This window comes from Paenibacillus germinis, assembly GCF_013141785.1.
Classification (GTDB): Bacteria; Bacillota; Bacilli; order Paenibacillales; family NBRC-103111; genus Paenibacillus_E; species Paenibacillus_E phytorum.
Window position 1 is genome coordinate 40,854 of sequence record NZ_WHOC01000144.1, and the last position, 14,875, is coordinate 55,728.

The window sequence follows — 14,875 nt, forward strand, 5'->3', positions numbered from 1 at the left end:
TTACGAAAATGTGAAGCGAAAAACATAAATACGGAGGATATCCTTTGATGCTAGAAAAATCTAAAATGAGTGCACCGGAACTCGGTGCATTATGGACAACTTACCAAAAAAAAACAATGATTCTTCGCATATTGGAATATTTTATATCGAAATCAGAAGATCAAGAAGCCAAGGATTTAATGTCTGGATTGTGGGAAAAACTTCATCCAAAGGTCATCGAAATAACAACGATGTTAGAAAATGATGGGGCAGCGCCCCCAATCGGGTTTAGTAAGGAAGATGTTACTCTGGATGCGCCAAAATTGTATGAGAACGGCTTTGATATTATGTTCTGTCGGATACTAAAAGAAATAAGTATGGGTATGTATGTACTCCACATGACAATATCGTATCGCGAAGACATCGTAATGCTTTATAAGCAACTAACTGATATAACGCAGTCCTATTATAATCAATTTACACAATACCTTCTCGAAAAAGATCTTCTTCCTCGCCCGAATTATACGAACATGCCGAAAACAGTTAGTTATATAACAGATCAAGCATACATGAAAGGAACTAATCTTTTTGGACATAAGAGATCAATAAATACTGTAGAGTTCGGGTTGCTGTATCATTCCATTGAAGCAAATATTTCTGGTATGCAATTATTGAGAGGTTTTGCCCAATGTGCCAAAGATGAAGAAGTGAAAAAGTATTTTACAAAAGGGCAAGAACTTTCAAAAGAAATTTTAAAAGAAACCACTGAAATCCTTCTTCAGAATAATATTCAACCACCTTCCACACCGGGAGGTACAGTTACAAATTCGACAAATGCGCCTTTTTCCGAAAAGTTGATGATGTATTGTACATACCTTTTGGGTGGGTTTAGTCTTGGAGCTCAGGGCTTTAATGCTGCTTTTGTTTTACGTAATGATATGATAGCGAAAACAGGGGTATTCGCTAAAGATGTATTTGAATATACAATGGAAGGCGCCAAACTTATGATGTCCAAAGGATGGTTAGAGGAACCACCGGAAATGGATCTTTGATTTTTTCTATAGCATGTATTTATTCCTCCAATAACCGACTCTTTATTGCAGGACACATAAAATACCCCAGTGCGCCTTATTAAAGCTCCTGGGGTATTTATATTGCAATGAGCGGCACCGAAGGCAACTATCTTTTTATCTATTGTTTTTCGTGTATAGCCAGTTATAGTAACTAGCATGCTTAATCTCATCGGTCATGATTTCAAAGATCATATTGCGGTATACTGGTCGAATGTTCAAATATAGGGTACGGTACTTTTCAAACGCCTTTAATTCACCGAATAATGCGTTCTCAATACCGCTTAAATAATCACTAACATGTTCAACCGGCTCCATCGCTTCTATTTCGGTAGGTGATGTACCCGTAAGTTGCGTATAAATATTTCGAAACATTTGATTATGTTTTCTCTCGTCATCTCTAATGCCTGTAATAACTTCCTTTTCTTTCTCCGTAGGGGCAAGCCTTATCAACTCTTGATAGAAGAGCTCATCATTTCTTTCTCCAGCAATGGATTGAAGAATTAAGTTCAGCACCATATCTTCACTACGTGCGAAATGCCCCAGGTAATCTTGATACGGGACGTAAGTGGGCGCTTGTAAGGTGTAATACATGTTGTAACACTTCTCCTTTATGGCGTAATCTACACATTAGAATATTCACCCACCACCATTTCGTTCAAAAATAATATATCCCTGAAATTACAAACTCATTTGATTGATTGTTTGACTTAGAACAGGAAAACATATTCAATGTGTGCTGTGAATACAACAGCATTCGTTTTTTTTGTCTATGGCTGTTTTTTTATCAACTATCCTTCGGAGGTTTTATTATGCAGTGTAACGTTGGAAAAACGGAGCAAGTTATAAGAATTACAATTGGATCCGTTATTGTTCTCGCTGGGGTCTATTACAAAAGTTGGTGGGGATTAATTGGATTAGCGCCAATTGTTACAGGAACAACTCGTTACTGTCCAATGAACGCGGTTTTGGGAATATCGAATTGCATAGCTAATAGTAAGTCATGAAATTTAAAACAAATTGTTAAAAAACAGAAGGAAAGCTCAGAATCTGAGTTTTCCTTCTGTTTCTAATTTTACAGGACCAAGATACAAATTTAAGTTTAATTATCACTAAAACTATGTCGATCAAGCCTGCCCCTGTCTTTCTGAAAATAGCTATGCATAAAGAACTCTATGATGCCAAAAACCAATGCAACTATCACCACAGTTGTAAAGTTTATGGACCAATGAAAAAAGAATTTCTCGACCAACCAAAAGAAAACAAAGGCTAGTCCTACATCTGCTAAGGTAGCAACTCCATTGTTGGTAACTCTTAAAAACAATTGATCAATTGCAACATAAGACATAAGAGAAAAAGTATAAGTTGCAAAGAACGCCTCGATGAGTGTGGCTTGCGTTAAATACATCAATAGAGGGATTAAAAAAACTCCATTTAACAGTAGCTTCAAAAACAGTTTCCCAAGCATTCGCAGCATTTTCTTTCCTTCTTTCACACAGAATGTACTTCTGTATCTTAATATGGCTTCTTCGCGGCCGAAATACTCCCCCCAATGGATTATGTGTCCCTCTCCAAACAAAAAAACCAAGCGAGACTGGCGTCATCGCTTGGTTTAACTTTCTTAACTATTCACAGCTACTGTTCCTTTTACCGCTAGTTGAAGCTGCTCCAAACTTGTAATTCCCAAACTAATGAGCGCTTCTCCCGCTTCCATGTGGACATTCGCTAGCATATGCATACTCGTATTGGGTACAAGCGATTTTCGGAATTCATGAAATAAGACAGCGTTGTACGTTTTAAGAACCGTCATGAATTCTACCGTTGGAGGGATAAATGAACGGATTTCGGAAGCTTTCCAGAAAAAATCCCTCACTAACATTATGTCTGCACCCGTACGCGTCAATTTTCGAATCATTGCAAAAAATTCATCGATCAATATCTGTTTATCCGGCCTCATGTGACCATCCTCCAGTTTAACGTCTTCTCGCTCAAAACCCGTCTACTTGAAGGATATCACAAATAGTACTTTTGATCTACCTATATAGTTTAATATACCTACGTTTATTGAAAATTCTTCTCTTTTGGTAACAGCTTATGGCGATAAGAGAGAAACATATCCAGTACAAAAAACACTACACCCAAATTAATAGCTAAGTCAGCCAAATTCATCACACCATGGCCAGATCGAAAAACGATGAAGTCGGTCACTTTACCGAATAATAATCGTTCGATGCCATTACCAATAGCCCCGCCCACGAAAAATGCGGCACCAGCCTCTTTGAAGAATCCTTGAAAGCTTCCTTTTTTTCTGTAATACAAAATAACAGCAATAATCACAACAGCAAGAATTCCTAAATAACGCGCTGAGCCCTGCAGCGAACTGCCTGCTGCTCCACTATTTTGATAATGCGAAAACGAAATAATATCTTTATAAAACGGCATAGATTCGCCTACTTTTAAGATAGACCGAATCCACACCTTCGAAATTTGATCCACGGCTGTCACTACAAATATGATGAGATAAAATAACATTAGACGCCTCCTCCCGTAATATCACCTCATAGATTCTATTTTACATGATGACACCACTCGACTGCGAATGTTGCCAATAGCTCTTACAAAAAGCAAACACAAATAACTACCTCAGACTCTGTCTGTGATAGCTATTTGCTCCCTCTTTCACCTTCCTATCAGGTTAAGGACAGAAGTGTTTTTAGCAGCTCTCCGGGAGAGTTTACTAAGTAATCGGGCTTTCCACTGAGCAATAAATGCTGAGAATCATAGCCCCATGTAACGGCAACTATGGGAACGCCTAGTTTCCTGCAAGCCTCAATATCCCTTAATTCATCTCCAACATAGATCATCCGCGAGGGGGAAGTCCCCCATTGTTTCATTACTTTGCGGATCGAATGATGCTTACCAAAAATATGCTTAGCTGAAATGATTTCCTTAAACGCGCCATCCAGCTTGTTATTTTTAAGTATCTGACGAATATTTACCTCGGAATTGGAAGAGAGTATGGAGCTTTTCATCCCTTGTGAGGATACTCTGGCTATAACCTCTTTCATCCCAGGAACAATGTGAAGTGTACGAATATTTTCTTGATAGAGCTGTCTTCCAGCCGTTACTAGCTTTGGAATTTGGAGTACAGGAACACCTAAGCGATCCACCCGCTCAGAGATCGAAAGTGATCTCAGAAGCGCAAGGTCCTGATCTCGAATCCTGCGAAATTGATACTGCACGGCCATTTCATTATAAAGCTTAACAAGCAATGCTCTAGAATCGACCAGTGTCCCATCAAAATCAAAGAGGATGTGTTTTACCATTCTGTTGTATATAGAAATAAGGCCGGACCCTCGGGCGGCACTTGGCGGATTTGATTATGAATAAACTCCTCAAGCGGGTTCACTGCGATATGCGGATTACTAACGACGCGTACATCTTCCCATACACAGGCTACACCAATTCCATGTTCATCGGCATCACCGGCAAACATTTTACATCCTTTGCAAAATTGCTCTTTCTGTTGGTCGTCAAGCTTCACAATTTTATTACGAAGACAGCAGTAAATTTCATTCTCTGTATTACATACATTAACATGGGTGATTAGAGCCATGACTGTCAACTCCTTGCGGCGCTTTTTGTGTGTAATAGTAAGTTTATCGTCCTATCATTAAGTGTATGACAGTTTTTTGTAAATGAAATATTTTTTTCTCTGACAACCTGCCTAAATTTGTTACAATAAGGAAAAACTACGTTTCTCTGGAGGAAATCAAATGCAAAACTGGATGCACTATGCCATTCCTTTCCTATTCATTGGCTTTTTTATCTATCGCAGAACGAAGCGAACCATTGGTTTTCAAAAGTTATCCCGAGGTAGACTTAAATTCCGACTCACTCTCTTTAGTATCCTCGGAGCCGTCATCTTCCTGCTAGGCTTTGTCCATCCCATCCATTTCATTGGTTATATAATCGGCCTAGCGGCAGGTGTCGCACTCGGACTCACCGCGATTCGCCACACCCTTTTCGAACATCGTACAGACGGATGGTACTATCGCACCCACTTATGGATCGAAGTTACGGTACTGGTGCTATTTCTTAGCCGGATTGTCTATCGTTTGGCCTTTATCAGTCTTTCATCCAACTCAGCAAATATGAACCCAGTAGATCCAACTCAATTTACTAAAGACCCACTAACCGCAGGTGTCTTCTTCATCATCGTGTCTTATTACATTTTATTTTTCGGTTATCTGCTTCGCGAAGAAGCCAAATTGGATCCAGCACCTTTAGTCTCTGATGATTCAAGTGATCTTTCGAATCCACAGGCAAACGTTAATGTGATTAAGTAATCCCTAATTTCAAAAGGAGGCCCGTTCTCTTATGAGAGCGGGCCTCCTTTAATGATACCAGTACAAATAAAATTTGTATGAACGATGGATTAATTGGAATAATAAGGACTTAACATAAACAAAGGAGTTCGAAATCCCTTGGTTGCGATTTTATACTCGGTTTTATGGTTACTAGCAGCTCTTCGGTTTGCGGACCGAAATTGGGAGAAGTACTATCCAACACTCCTCTTTGCTGCGTTATGTAATGGGCTCTATGAGTTGATCTGTTATCAATATCAACTTTGGCAAATGGAGCCGAATGGTCTTCCTGTTGCAACGATTCCGATCCTATTGCTTATTCTGATTGGCATGCCTGTATCGACTTGGGTATACCTATCGAACTACCCGCGAAATCGTAAACTTCTTTCCCAGGCTTATTACATCATCTTTTTCACTGGTATTTTTGTTTTGCTTGAATTTGTATCTGTGAAATGTGGATCAATCACGTATCATAACGGATGGAACCTACTTTGGTCATCATTGTTCGATATGATCATGTTTATCATGCTGCGTATTCATTATCGCAAACCAATATTCGGCTTGCTCATGTCGGTACCCTATACCGGATTATTGATGATTATTTTTAATGTAGGTTTTGATAAAATGAAATGAACGTGTTAAGTATTCAGTACAGCTTGCTTGGAAGAGCTTACAGCTTTGAATTTAATAAAACTAATGATCCGCCATGTCGCGATGTAGCCAAAGGTTATCAGGTTGCACATAAAGCTAAGTGTGCCTGGATCGATTGATTTTATAGTTGCAATCGCGAGGAAACGCAGTGCAAAGATCACTATCAGCAGCACAAAGACCGTTTTGTTACGCTTAATAAACGTGTTGCCATCGTCTCGAACTTCAAAGTTGGTCGTTACGATAAGCGGAATCGAAACAATCATACCGATCAATAAAGCAATGATTACTTGATCTTCGCGGATATGCAGCGTTGGATCGAACAATTGCATAAGCGATGTAGAAATGTATAGGATAGGCAGTAGCAATGTTACTCCCGATTTTTTGAGCGGCTTACGCATGCCACTTAATTGTCCACGCAGGATGAAAAAGAAAATCAAAGCCGAAATCATCAACGATACAGTTGAATTCATAGTAATGAACACTCCTTTAAAGGATTTTATAGTCTTATTATCACCTTTAAGAGAGTGTTTCAAAAGTGAGTCAAGTCACCGGATCGAGGTGACAATTGTCATATTCGTACAACTATGAACTTCCCTTCATTTTCCTTACCATTTGCTCCCTTGCGGTGCCGGACAATGGGCTGCAGCCAGCTTAGCTTTTACAGCCATCAGACAGCCGCAGTGGCGGCAAGTTGTGCCAAATTGATAGGCCTCGCAGTTTTGGCAGACCAACATGCGCCGGTCATACTCCTCTTCAGTCGTGAGTTTGACATTGCGAATGCGAAGCGTTTCCCCGAATAATTGTGCAATTTCTTCTGAAGAAACATGAACCGTTGCCGAGCAACCCTTGCAATCCGTCATACGTTGACACCAAGCGTCACTACCGACTTAGCAGGCAGCTTGATGATAAGTTGATCATTTTCGATGCGGAAATTGTTAAATACGGACGTCTTCACATTTTCCGGTTCCCCAAAATTATTATGCGATTGAATCGTATCGGAGGTTAGTACCTGCCCCGCAACATTACTGACCTTCCCACCGCGGATTGTACACGCCACTTCCAAAGCTTCAGCGTGATGCAGATTGCATAAAGAAATATGCAGGCGATTATTCACATCCACGGAAGCAGACACACTAAGCTGATCTATGCTCTGTCCATCCATTTCGTAAGACGGGCTTTCCACATCTGCGGCAACGAGGCTGGCACCCTGATGAACCTTATACATATCGAATACATGATAGGTTGGGGTCAGAATCATACTGGCGCCTTCCGTTAAAATGACCGATTGCAGTACATTAACAACCTGAGCGATATTTGCCATGCGTACACGGTCGGAATGGTTGTGGAAAATGTTCAGATTAATTCCGGCAACAAGCGCATCGCGCATCGTATTTTGTTGATACAAGAAGCCGGGGTTGGTGCCGGGCTCGACGTTGTACCAGGTCCCCCATTCGTCCACGATGAGCGCAACTCTTTTGTCCGGATCGTAACGCGTCATAATCGTATCATGGCGCTCGATGAGCTCTTCCATGAACAGTGTCTTCTTCAGTGTTTCAAACCACAATTTTTCGTCAAATTCGGTGGCCGAGCCTTTGTCACTCCAAACACCGGTAGGGACCGTATAATAATGCAGACTCAAACCGTCCATGAAACGTGCTGCCTGACTCATTAGCACCTCAGTCCAGTTATAGTCGTCGACATTGGGTCCGCAAGCGATTTTGAAAATTCGGTTATCGCCGTAATTCCGGACATAACAGGCATATTGCCGATACAGATCCGCATAATACTCAGGGCGCATGTTGCCGCCGCAGCCCCAGTTCTCATTGCCCACCCCGAAATAGGTTATCTTCCACGGCTGCTCGCGTCCGTTCTCCCTCCGCCAGTTGGCCATAGGCGACTCTCCGTCGAACGTCATGTATTCAACCCATTCGGACATCTCAGCAACCGTTCCACTTCCGACATTACCGCTAATATAGGGCTCAGTACCGATGAGCTCGCATAAACGCAAAAACTCGTGAGTGCCGAAATGATTGTTCTCGACGACACCGCCCCAATGCGTATTAATCATCCTTTTCCGTTTTTCTTTCGGACCAACGCCATCTTTCCAGTGATATTCATCGGCAAAGCATCCACCCGGCCAACGGAGCACGGGGATTTCAAGCTGCTTCAACGCTTCTAGAACGTCATTTCGCAACCCCTCCGTGTTTGCAATCGGCGAATCCTTTCCTACATGGATGCCTTCATAAATGCAGCGTCCCAAATGCTCAGAAAAGTGCCCGTAAATATTGCGGTCGATTGTGCTTAAGCGAATGTCTGCATTGATAGTAAGTTTTGCCATGTATTCATGCTCCTTTGATTCACTATTTTCAGTATGCGGCAATCAACCCAAAGATCATGTAAACATGCCTATTATGCTCTCTACTCTTCTCCACTTTGTCCATACTGTTTAATTAAATTGTACGTACATGTTAATTCAGATACAATAAATTATAGTAGCCAAAAACTGACCTATCGTGCTTTTTAAGGAGATGCAGGATGATTCATTTAATTAGTTGCGGATATAATTTTATTCATTGGGATGGAATCACTATTGACCGTCCAGTAGGAGCAGGGAATTATGCCTTTGTTTTTTTGAAAAGCAATTCAGAAGTTATTCTCGACGGCAAGCAATACGTAGCCGAAAAAAATTCTTATATCCTGTTTCGCCCTACAACCCCCCAACTTTACAGGGAATTGGATAAACCATTCATCAACGACTGGTTCCATTGTGACGGCAATGACATTCAGGATTTCCTTATGCAGTTGGATTTCCCCCTTGACACGCCCGTCAAAGCCGCAGATCCGCTTTTAATTACAAGATGCATCATGGAATTGCATAGCATCAACCGCTTAGGCGGCCCGCTGCGGGATAAAATCATTGACTCGGATATAAGAACTCTTTTTATGAAGCTTCGCAATCTGCTTGACAGACCCACCTTGCCCGACAAAACAAGCCGATATTTCAGCCAATTTACCGAGCTGCGCAACGAGCTCTACAGTTCACCTCAAACGAATAGGTCCGTAGAAAATCTTGCCTCATACATGAATTTAAGTAAATCTTATTTCCAGCATATCTATAAGGAGCTATTCGGGTGTTCTGTGGTTATAGACATCATCAACAGCAGGCTGGAATACGCCAAGTATCTTTTGGTTAACAGTTCGTTATCCGTCGCCGCCATTTCCAAAATGTGCGGGTATGAAAATGATACCCACTTTATGCGCCAGTTTAAAAAATTCGTGGGCCTTACTCCTAGTCAATTCAAGTCCGGACGCTGAATAACAAAAAACCGCTAAACCCAACACGAAAATCAATTTCATGTCGAGGTTGCGGTTAAAAAACCATGCATGTTGTTTCTTAATCAGTCCTGCCTATCATTGAGAGGGCTCTGTAACTAGGAGAGGAGAGCTCGTTTTGTATTTTCTTAAAATGAATTTGTAACGAGCCAAAAAATACTCTTCCCTGATTGTAGTGAAGCTCACATTTATACCCATACGATCGGGATGCGGTTTGCAACGCTTTATAGCCTGGTAACGCAGTGACCAAAGTGGTAATCCGTTTAATAATATGGTTAGGCACTTTCGTAAACATCGTCGCGTATATCCCATCGGCAACCGATACAAAGCTAGGAAATGTACGCTTGTCGAAATGCGAAAGTGTAACAAAATCGGCGACGATTGCCAGCATATCTTTGTTCAAACGGTTTAAATTTATGGTGATATCCTTGTAAAAGTAAATACCAAAACCGATTTTGTTCGTTACTGGGTTCAAACATTTTTTCAACTTCAACAACGTAGCTGCCGTATAAGTCTCAAGTTGCTCCATAAACGAATGCCAATGAATTAGCGATCTCAAACTTTTTTTCATCAAATTCTCCTTCATTTCTATATGTATACGTATTTTAGGTGTTTATTTTATTTGACTCCAGAACAAGACGGATTGTTCACAAAAAATCATTGGTAAATGTAGGAAGCAACCTTGAGGGCAGTCTCTTTTCATAAAATGAGCAAAAAAAGAAACCCATTCTTGATAACTTGTGAAGTGGTGAGCAACACAATTCATCCTATCGGAGGGTCTCTTTGTAAAATAAATATAATAATGCTTGCTAATAACTCATGCTGCTATTGGCCGTAAGTTGTTGGGTCCAGGGCGAATGCAAGACTTTTCCAGTCGAAATCGCCTTGCGTTCCTCTAATTTGGTTTTCATGAGCAATGTTCCGGTAAAGTTGAAGCGCCTCGCGGTCGTTTAATTGTAAGGTGTCTTGACCCAGGTGTTCGGAAAATAGTTGACGGCGCAGTGATTGCACCACTTTTGGGTCCCAAAACGCAGCGTTCATCTCCGTATGACCAAAGAGTGAATTCCAGTGAAGGTTGCAGGAACCAATTGTCGCCCACGCGTCGTCAATCAGCATTATTTTAGCATGTACATAAATATTGCTGCGCTCTCTCTGTTCATTCTGCCCAGCTATTCCGACAAGTGCGAAATTCTCGTATCGGCCAAGTGCTTCAAAATGATCGAAGAAGCTTTTGCTATCCGGATGTTGACGGAATGCGCGCACGTATGACTCAGGCTCAGCTGGAACGAGGAGTACAACATCCACGCCACGTTTCAGAGCTTCCTCCAATCTGGCAGAGATCTCTGGAACCGGGAGAGCCTGATTTTCGATGTAGATTGTGCAACGAGCGGCATCTATTGCTCGTTTGTACTGCTCGAAAATGGATCGCTCGCCTGCACCAATATCGAAGGAAGAACCTCCGGGAGTTGGATAACTATTACTGTACCGGCTCTCATACACGTTCCTTTGAATCTGCACCTGGCTTTCTCCTCGAGGAACGGATACGCGTGTAGGGAAAGTCAACTCGTCATCGCCATTGTGGCCCCACACTCCATCTTCCTCCATGCTCTCGCTGGCCTCGTTCCATCTTTGTACGAAATTGTGGTGCACGTCGGTCGCCGACGGTCCGGTCACTTCGACAAATACGTCGTGGCGCTGTCCCTCGCCAGTGTGCCCTGGTTCGAAGGCCTTGAACGTCGGATTAATTCCACCGATAAATGTCGTCTCGGACGAATGTCCTGCATCTATCAGCCAACACTTTTGGTGTTGGCAAAAGTAACCATGTGCACGGTCCCAGCGGGCACGGAAAAGCGAACCACGTGCAGCGAGCATTTCACGGTCAGCGTAAGATCCTGGGAAGGCTTGGCCGTAACCACTACTCTCCGAATTTGGGCGCCAGAAAATGATGCGTACATCCAGTCCACGAGCAACCGCACGGTCCAGCACATCAAACAGGGTACCACGATCGTCCGGCATCTGGAAATACGGATCCACAAAAGTAAACGTGATCCAGACACTGATCTGTGCTGTTTCGATAGCCTCACAAATGCGTCGAAAGGTGGGCGCACTATCCACAAGCGGACGAACAATATTCCCGTGCCGTACGGGATAAGAACCGGATTCGAGAAATGGTATATGTGACTCGGAGCCGGCAACGGTCGAGACTTCGATTTTGCTCATAGTTGCCCCCTTCTAATTATTTAACTAGCTTGTTATATCCACTAATGCTCAGGCAACTGGTGTACCGTTTTTAATAGGTTCATCTGGTTTTAAGAGAACCACATCACCTTCTGCTGGAACACCGCCAATGACCAACACCTCAGATTTAAAACCTGCGATGCGTCTAACAGGAAAATTCATTACGGCGATTACTTGACGTCCAATAAGTTGTTCGGATTCATATCTTTGTGTAATCTGAGCAGAGGAACGTTTAATACCAAACTCACCAAAATCGATTTCTAATTTTATTGCAGGTTTTCGCGCTTCCGGAAAAGGCTCTGCTTTAATTACAGTACCGACACGGATATCTAATTTCATAAAATCCTCAATTGTAACCACGAGTGTTTCCTCCATTATTAAAGTTACGGTAATTTTACGATACTACTTTTAATAATTAAAGGTTATAAATTTATTAAACAATCCTTTCCGTGGCTTGAATTAAATCTTTATATATGTGTTCAGTAGAACCCGAAGTTGTTGCATAACAAACCCTACATGTTTACTGTCTCTGCTCAGTCTGCTTGCCATCACACTGCCTTCGAGTGAAGAAACAATAAATGATGATAGTGAATCAACATCTACATCTGATCGGAATTCTCCAACAGATATCCCATGTTTTACAATACCTTGGACGAGGCTTAACATTTCCTCATACGCGGCTAAGGCTTTATCACGCAGTTTTGGAAAGGTATCATCGCTTTCAACTGCCGTATTCAGTAAAGGACACCCCCCTATTATTGGAGGATTGTTCACTGGATCAATATGCACATTACATACAGCCATTATTTTGTCTATCGCTGTATCCGCATTATTAATGGCTGACGATAATTGTTCCATCAACACCCGCCCCGCATATTCAAACGCTTCCACCGCGATTTCATCTTTGTTAGAGAATCTTCGATAAATCCCTCCTTTTGTTAATCCTGTAGCCTCTATAATGTCTTGTATCGATGACCCGGCATATCCCTTTTGATTAAATAATTCAGCGGATTTTATAATGATGTGTTGTCGTGTTTTTTCATCTTTACGCATTTTTCAGTCCCCCATACATCCCAAATAGCATTTGAAATACATTGTAACATTTCTCTTGCAATTAACTAAGTATTAGAGTACCATAAAAAACGAACCGGACGGTTCGGTTCGTTAGATTAGCCACCAGAGAGGACAATGAAATTATGAACACTGTAAAAATCGTCCGCATTCCAATCCTCCCCATGCACATGGTAAATTCCCACTTACTTGTAGGCCCTGACGGATGCATTCTTGTCGATGCGGGACTACCCGGGTCTGAGAATAAAATTAAAAAGGCCTTAGCTAAGGAAAGACTTACATTCAAAGACATCAAACTCATTGTGGTGACCCATGCGCATGTAGATCATGCCGGAAGTGCAGCAATAATTCGTGAACTATCAGGAGCACCGATATTGGCTCACGAGGGGGATGCTAAACATTTTAACAGGGAGACGCCAATGACTTTTTGCCCAACCGGTTGGTTTGGCCGTTTATTTATCAAGACACCACTTATGCTCGAGCCGTATATCGGTTTTGAACCGGATGTTTTACTTACAAAACATGATGTTATCAACTTGGAGCGATACGGAATTCCGGGGGTGGTTAAGCACACGCCTGGGCACACTGCTGGCTCTGTCTCCATAGAACTTGCTTCTAATGAAGCTTTGGTCGGTGACCTTGTCGCCTCAGGAATTTTGTTAGGCGGTATCGTAAGAACCAGTCATGCCATACGTCCACCATTCGAAGATGACCCGTACACAGTAGCCCGTGAATTGACCCGTCTGCTTGATTCGGGAGTCGAAAAATTCTACATGGGACATGGCGGTCCATTAAAGGCTTCCGAGATCCATCGTCACGCCCAGACTCTCATGATGCTGCCAAAAAAATAAAATATCGACGTCACGCTATCTCTTTGGTGAGCAAAGGCTGCCATAGGATCATCCTTCGGCAGCCTCGTTAATGTTTATTCAACTCTTAGTATCCTTCAAGCACCATACTACATATCATTTAAATTAAAATTTATTCTTACCAGTTCTTTTCTTCCTCTTTTACTTCCTCCATAATCACTAACGACGACTGATCCCCTATCTATGGTTAGGCTCTCAAAAGGATTTCCCCAAACTCCACCTTCATCAGCCTTCAAGACTACTTTATCAGCAATTATAGAGATGGGTATCATTTCAACACGAATGACAAAAATCATAAATCGATACTTGAAATTTGTTTTATAAGGGGTTATACTAATTTCATAATCAAGAAAAAATAAATTATACATCAAAGGAGTTTTAATATGAGAATCAATCATAAATATCGTCAACTGACTTTTGTATCCATTATGTCAATGATTATGACTTTTATCATGTCGGGAATTATGACATATGTACTTGAAGGTGGCTTTATTCCGTATTTTGTTAGTACATGGATGAAAGATTGGGGAGTCGCTTTTGTGATCGCTTTCGGACTAAACCTTTTCTTACCTGCTAAAATCCGTAAATTTGCAAATCGATTTAAAAAAGCTCAAATTGTCTATATTTTTGCAATATCGCTCATTATGACATTCGTCCTCTCCTTTGCTTTAACTGCTTTTGCCATGAATGGTATCGTTCCCTATTTTGTGAGTTATTGGACGGGCGCATGGCGCATAGCTTTTATCATTGTTTTCGTATTAAACTTCTTTTTACCACAGTTCGTTGGCAAACTTGTCAGTAAATTAATCGTTCAACAACCAGCATTACATTAAAGAAATGGAGCAGCGCCAAGCAAAAAAGCACAATGGATCAGGAATTTTATTCTCCTACTCCATTGTGCTTTTTTTGTAATTACCCTTCCAGCACATCCGCCCCCAAATCGCCCGCAACCTCAATCATCTTGGGGATGACGGCTTCATTGGTACCAGATACGTAAATATCTCCCTGATAATGCCGGAATGGGATTTTTGTATCGCCGTAGCTCCACATGAAAAAATCTCCCTCAATAGACATGCTGGTAGAGCCTGTCACCGTAAACACGGATGTATAGGAAAAATCAGGTTTGGACGTAAAATACAGTTTGCACTCTTCCAAAGATATTGTTTTCGCCGAATTGTCCTTTTCCTGAAATGCTCTTGTAATGCGATAGCGTTGACTCATTAAAATACCCCCATGATCATTTCAACTTTTCTTCAGTTTAACAGAAGCTGCCGGCTTGCTGCCCTATGAATATAAA

22 protein-coding genes are annotated in these 14,875 nt (G+C 41.6%); 7 read left to right on the top strand and 15 right to left on the bottom strand.

The features are described 5' to 3' along the window. Nucleotides 1-47: 47 nt before the first annotated feature. The gene (locus GC102_RS26770; protein WP_171692287.1) at nt 48-1,031 is read left to right on the top strand and encodes a DUF3231 family protein; all 984 of its coding nucleotides are present in this window, start codon (nt 48-50) and stop codon (nt 1,029-1,031) included. A 135-nt stretch (nt 1,032-1,166) separates the two neighbouring features. On the opposite strand, the gene GC102_RS26775 is transcribed toward GC102_RS26770, so the two are convergent. Beyond that, nucleotides 1,167-1,643, bottom strand: a complete 477-nt coding sequence (locus GC102_RS26775) for a ferritin-like domain-containing protein (protein WP_171692244.1) — start codon at nt 1,641-1,643, stop codon at nt 1,167-1,169. A 218-nt stretch (nt 1,644-1,861) separates the two neighbouring features. Between GC102_RS26775 and GC102_RS26780 the strand changes: the two genes are divergently transcribed. Then, nucleotides 1,862-2,056 carry a YgaP family membrane protein gene (locus GC102_RS26780; RefSeq protein WP_171692245.1) on the top strand — a complete coding sequence of 65 codons (195 nt, stop codon included), beginning with the start codon at nt 1,862-1,864 and terminating at the stop codon, nt 2,054-2,056. 95 nt (nt 2,057-2,151) lie between these two features. Here GC102_RS26780 and GC102_RS26785 read toward each other — a convergent pair whose 3' ends face one another. The 5 genes from GC102_RS26785 to GC102_RS26805 all read right to left on the bottom strand — a co-directional run bounded on the left by GC102_RS26785 (nt 2,152) and on the right by GC102_RS26805 (nt 4,665). Continuing rightward, nucleotides 2,152-2,544: a DUF2512 family protein gene (locus tag GC102_RS26785; RefSeq protein WP_171692246.1), complete on the bottom strand. Its 393-nt coding sequence runs from the start codon at nt 2,542-2,544 to the stop codon at nt 2,152-2,154. A gap of 126 nt (nt 2,545-2,670) precedes the next feature. Continuing rightward, nucleotides 2,671-3,006, bottom strand: a complete 336-nt coding sequence (locus GC102_RS26790) for a hypothetical protein (RefSeq protein ID WP_171692247.1) — start codon at nt 3,004-3,006, stop codon at nt 2,671-2,673. A 104-nt stretch (nt 3,007-3,110) separates the two neighbouring features. Beyond that, a complete protein-coding gene (gene lspA, locus GC102_RS26795; RefSeq protein ID WP_171692248.1) occupies nt 3,111-3,581 on the bottom strand; it encodes a signal peptidase II in 471 nt (156 codons plus the stop codon). A 158-nt stretch (nt 3,582-3,739) separates the two neighbouring features. Next, entirely contained in the window at nt 3,740-4,375 is a 636-nt protein-coding gene (locus GC102_RS26800; RefSeq protein WP_171692249.1) for an HAD hydrolase-like protein, read from the bottom strand. Next, the gene (locus GC102_RS26805; protein ID WP_171692250.1) at nt 4,369-4,665 is read right to left on the bottom strand and encodes a hypothetical protein; all 297 of its coding nucleotides are present in this window, start codon (nt 4,663-4,665) and stop codon (nt 4,369-4,371) included. Before GC102_RS26805 ends, GC102_RS26800 begins: the two co-directional genes overlap by 7 nt. 160 nt (nt 4,666-4,825) lie before the next feature. Between GC102_RS26805 and GC102_RS26810 the strand changes: the two genes are divergently transcribed. Further along, the gene (locus GC102_RS26810; RefSeq protein WP_171692251.1) at nt 4,826-5,398 is read left to right on the top strand and encodes a CcdC protein domain-containing protein; all 573 of its coding nucleotides are present in this window, start codon (nt 4,826-4,828) and stop codon (nt 5,396-5,398) included. 138 nt (nt 5,399-5,536) lie between these two features. Further along, nucleotides 5,537-6,049 (top strand): CBO0543 family protein, encoded by a 513-nt coding sequence (locus GC102_RS26815; RefSeq protein ID WP_171692252.1) that lies wholly within the window; start codon nt 5,537-5,539, stop codon nt 6,047-6,049. A 5-nt stretch (nt 6,050-6,054) separates the two neighbouring features. Here GC102_RS26815 and GC102_RS26820 read toward each other — a convergent pair whose 3' ends face one another. From GC102_RS26820 to GC102_RS26830, 3 genes are all read right to left on the bottom strand, one after another. Then, a complete protein-coding gene (locus tag GC102_RS26820; protein ID WP_171692253.1) occupies nt 6,055-6,537 on the bottom strand; it encodes a CcdC protein domain-containing protein in 483 nt (160 codons plus the stop codon). Between the two features lie 135 nt (nt 6,538-6,672). Continuing rightward, entirely contained in the window at nt 6,673-6,927 is a 255-nt protein-coding gene (locus GC102_RS26825; RefSeq protein ID WP_171692254.1) for a DUF6171 family protein, read from the bottom strand. Next, nucleotides 6,924-8,405, bottom strand: coding sequence for an alpha-N-arabinofuranosidase (locus GC102_RS26830; protein WP_171692255.1), 1,482 nt, complete (start codon nt 8,403-8,405; stop codon nt 6,924-6,926). Before GC102_RS26830 ends, GC102_RS26825 begins: the two co-directional genes overlap by 4 nt. A 197-nt stretch (nt 8,406-8,602) precedes the next feature. On the opposite strand from GC102_RS26830, the gene GC102_RS26835 reads away from it, so the two are divergent. Beyond that, nucleotides 8,603-9,382, top strand: coding sequence for a helix-turn-helix domain-containing protein (locus GC102_RS26835; RefSeq protein WP_171692256.1), 780 nt, complete (start codon nt 8,603-8,605; stop codon nt 9,380-9,382). Between the two features lie 79 nt (nt 9,383-9,461). Here GC102_RS26835 and GC102_RS26840 read toward each other — a convergent pair whose 3' ends face one another. The 4 genes from GC102_RS26840 to GC102_RS26855 all read right to left on the bottom strand — a co-directional run bounded on the left by GC102_RS26840 (nt 9,462) and on the right by GC102_RS26855 (nt 12,691). Beyond that, nucleotides 9,462-9,971, bottom strand: coding sequence for a hypothetical protein (locus tag GC102_RS26840; protein ID WP_171692257.1), 510 nt, complete (start codon nt 9,969-9,971; stop codon nt 9,462-9,464). A gap of 254 nt (nt 9,972-10,225) precedes the next feature. After that, nucleotides 10,226-11,620, bottom strand: coding sequence for a phospholipase D-like domain-containing protein (locus GC102_RS26845; protein WP_171692258.1), 1,395 nt, complete (start codon nt 11,618-11,620; stop codon nt 10,226-10,228). 48 nt (nt 11,621-11,668) lie between these two features. Further along, nucleotides 11,669-11,998, bottom strand: coding sequence for a chaperone CsaA (gene csaA / locus GC102_RS26850; protein WP_171692259.1), 330 nt, complete (start codon nt 11,996-11,998; stop codon nt 11,669-11,671). Between the two features lie 99 nt (nt 11,999-12,097). Next, a complete protein-coding gene (locus GC102_RS26855; RefSeq protein WP_171692260.1) occupies nt 12,098-12,691 on the bottom strand; it encodes a TetR/AcrR family transcriptional regulator in 594 nt (197 codons plus the stop codon). A gap of 143 nt (nt 12,692-12,834) precedes the next feature. Here GC102_RS26855 and GC102_RS26860 point away from each other — a divergent pair, with 143 nt between their 5' ends. Then, on the top strand, nt 12,835-13,560 hold the full coding sequence (locus tag GC102_RS26860) for an MBL fold metallo-hydrolase (RefSeq protein WP_171692261.1): 726 nt from the start codon (nt 12,835-12,837) through the stop codon (nt 13,558-13,560). A 107-nt stretch (nt 13,561-13,667) separates the two neighbouring features. Here the strand turns inward: GC102_RS26860 and GC102_RS26865 are convergent, their stop codons facing one another. Then, nucleotides 13,668-13,976 (bottom strand): hypothetical protein, encoded by a 309-nt coding sequence (locus GC102_RS26865; RefSeq protein WP_171692262.1) that lies wholly within the window; start codon nt 13,974-13,976, stop codon nt 13,668-13,670. Between GC102_RS26865 and GC102_RS26870 the strand changes: the two genes are divergently transcribed. Beyond that, nucleotides 13,962-14,411 (top strand): DUF2798 domain-containing protein, encoded by a 450-nt coding sequence (locus tag GC102_RS26870; protein ID WP_171692263.1) that lies wholly within the window; start codon nt 13,962-13,964, stop codon nt 14,409-14,411. The two genes, GC102_RS26865 and GC102_RS26870, sit on opposite strands and share 15 nt — an antisense overlap. Nucleotides 14,412-14,490: 79 nt before the next feature. On the opposite strand, the gene GC102_RS26875 is transcribed toward GC102_RS26870, so the two are convergent. Then, nucleotides 14,491-14,799: a hypothetical protein gene (locus tag GC102_RS26875; RefSeq protein WP_171692264.1), complete on the bottom strand. Its 309-nt coding sequence runs from the start codon at nt 14,797-14,799 to the stop codon at nt 14,491-14,493. Nucleotides 14,800-14,875 lie beyond the last annotated feature (76 nt).

What these genes read in the sequence shown, in the direction of transcription:
- GC102_RS26870 (WP_171692263.1), top strand. Translation starts at nt 13,962, where the DNA reads ATGAGAATCAATCATAAATATCGTCAACTGACTTTTGTATCCATTATG.
- GC102_RS26825 (WP_171692254.1), bottom strand. Translation starts at nt 6,927, where the DNA reads ATGACGGATTGCAAGGGTTGCTCGGCAACGGTTCATGTTTCTTCAGAA.
- GC102_RS26805 (WP_171692250.1), bottom strand. Translation starts at nt 4,665, where the DNA reads ATGGCTCTAATCACCCATGTTAATGTATGTAATACAGAGAATGAAATT.
- GC102_RS26800 (WP_171692249.1), bottom strand. Translation starts at nt 4,375, where the DNA reads ATGGTAAAACACATCCTCTTTGATTTTGATGGGACACTGGTCGATTCT.
- GC102_RS26830 (WP_171692255.1), bottom strand. Translation starts at nt 8,405, where the DNA reads ATGGCAAAACTTACTATCAATGCAGACATTCGCTTAAGCACAATCGAC.
- GC102_RS26840 (WP_171692257.1), bottom strand. Translation starts at nt 9,971, where the DNA reads ATGAAAAAAAGTTTGAGATCGCTAATTCATTGGCATTCGTTTATGGAG.
- GC102_RS26855 (WP_171692260.1), bottom strand. Translation starts at nt 12,691, where the DNA reads ATGCGTAAAGATGAAAAAACACGACAACACATCATTATAAAATCCGCT.
- GC102_RS26810 (WP_171692251.1), top strand. Translation starts at nt 4,826, where the DNA reads ATGCAAAACTGGATGCACTATGCCATTCCTTTCCTATTCATTGGCTTT.
- GC102_RS26775 (WP_171692244.1), bottom strand. Translation starts at nt 1,643, where the DNA reads ATGTATTACACCTTACAAGCGCCCACTTACGTCCCGTATCAAGATTAC.
- GC102_RS26865 (WP_171692262.1), bottom strand. Translation starts at nt 13,976, where the DNA reads ATGATTGATTCTCATATTAAAACTCCTTTGATGTATAATTTATTTTTT.
- lspA (WP_171692248.1), bottom strand. Translation starts at nt 3,581, where the DNA reads ATGTTATTTTATCTCATCATATTTGTAGTGACAGCCGTGGATCAAATT.
- GC102_RS26820 (WP_171692253.1), bottom strand. Translation starts at nt 6,537, where the DNA reads ATGAATTCAACTGTATCGTTGATGATTTCGGCTTTGATTTTCTTTTTC.
- GC102_RS26790 (WP_171692247.1), bottom strand. Translation starts at nt 3,006, where the DNA reads ATGAGGCCGGATAAACAGATATTGATCGATGAATTTTTTGCAATGATT.
- GC102_RS26845 (WP_171692258.1), bottom strand. Translation starts at nt 11,620, where the DNA reads ATGAGCAAAATCGAAGTCTCGACCGTTGCCGGCTCCGAGTCACATATA.
- GC102_RS26860 (WP_171692261.1), top strand. Translation starts at nt 12,835, where the DNA reads ATGAACACTGTAAAAATCGTCCGCATTCCAATCCTCCCCATGCACATG.
- GC102_RS26780 (WP_171692245.1), top strand. Translation starts at nt 1,862, where the DNA reads ATGCAGTGTAACGTTGGAAAAACGGAGCAAGTTATAAGAATTACAATT.
- GC102_RS26875 (WP_171692264.1), bottom strand. Translation starts at nt 14,799, where the DNA reads ATGAGTCAACGCTATCGCATTACAAGAGCATTTCAGGAAAAGGACAAT.
- GC102_RS26770 (WP_171692287.1), top strand. Translation starts at nt 48, where the DNA reads ATGCTAGAAAAATCTAAAATGAGTGCACCGGAACTCGGTGCATTATGG.
- GC102_RS26835 (WP_171692256.1), top strand. Translation starts at nt 8,603, where the DNA reads ATGATTCATTTAATTAGTTGCGGATATAATTTTATTCATTGGGATGGA.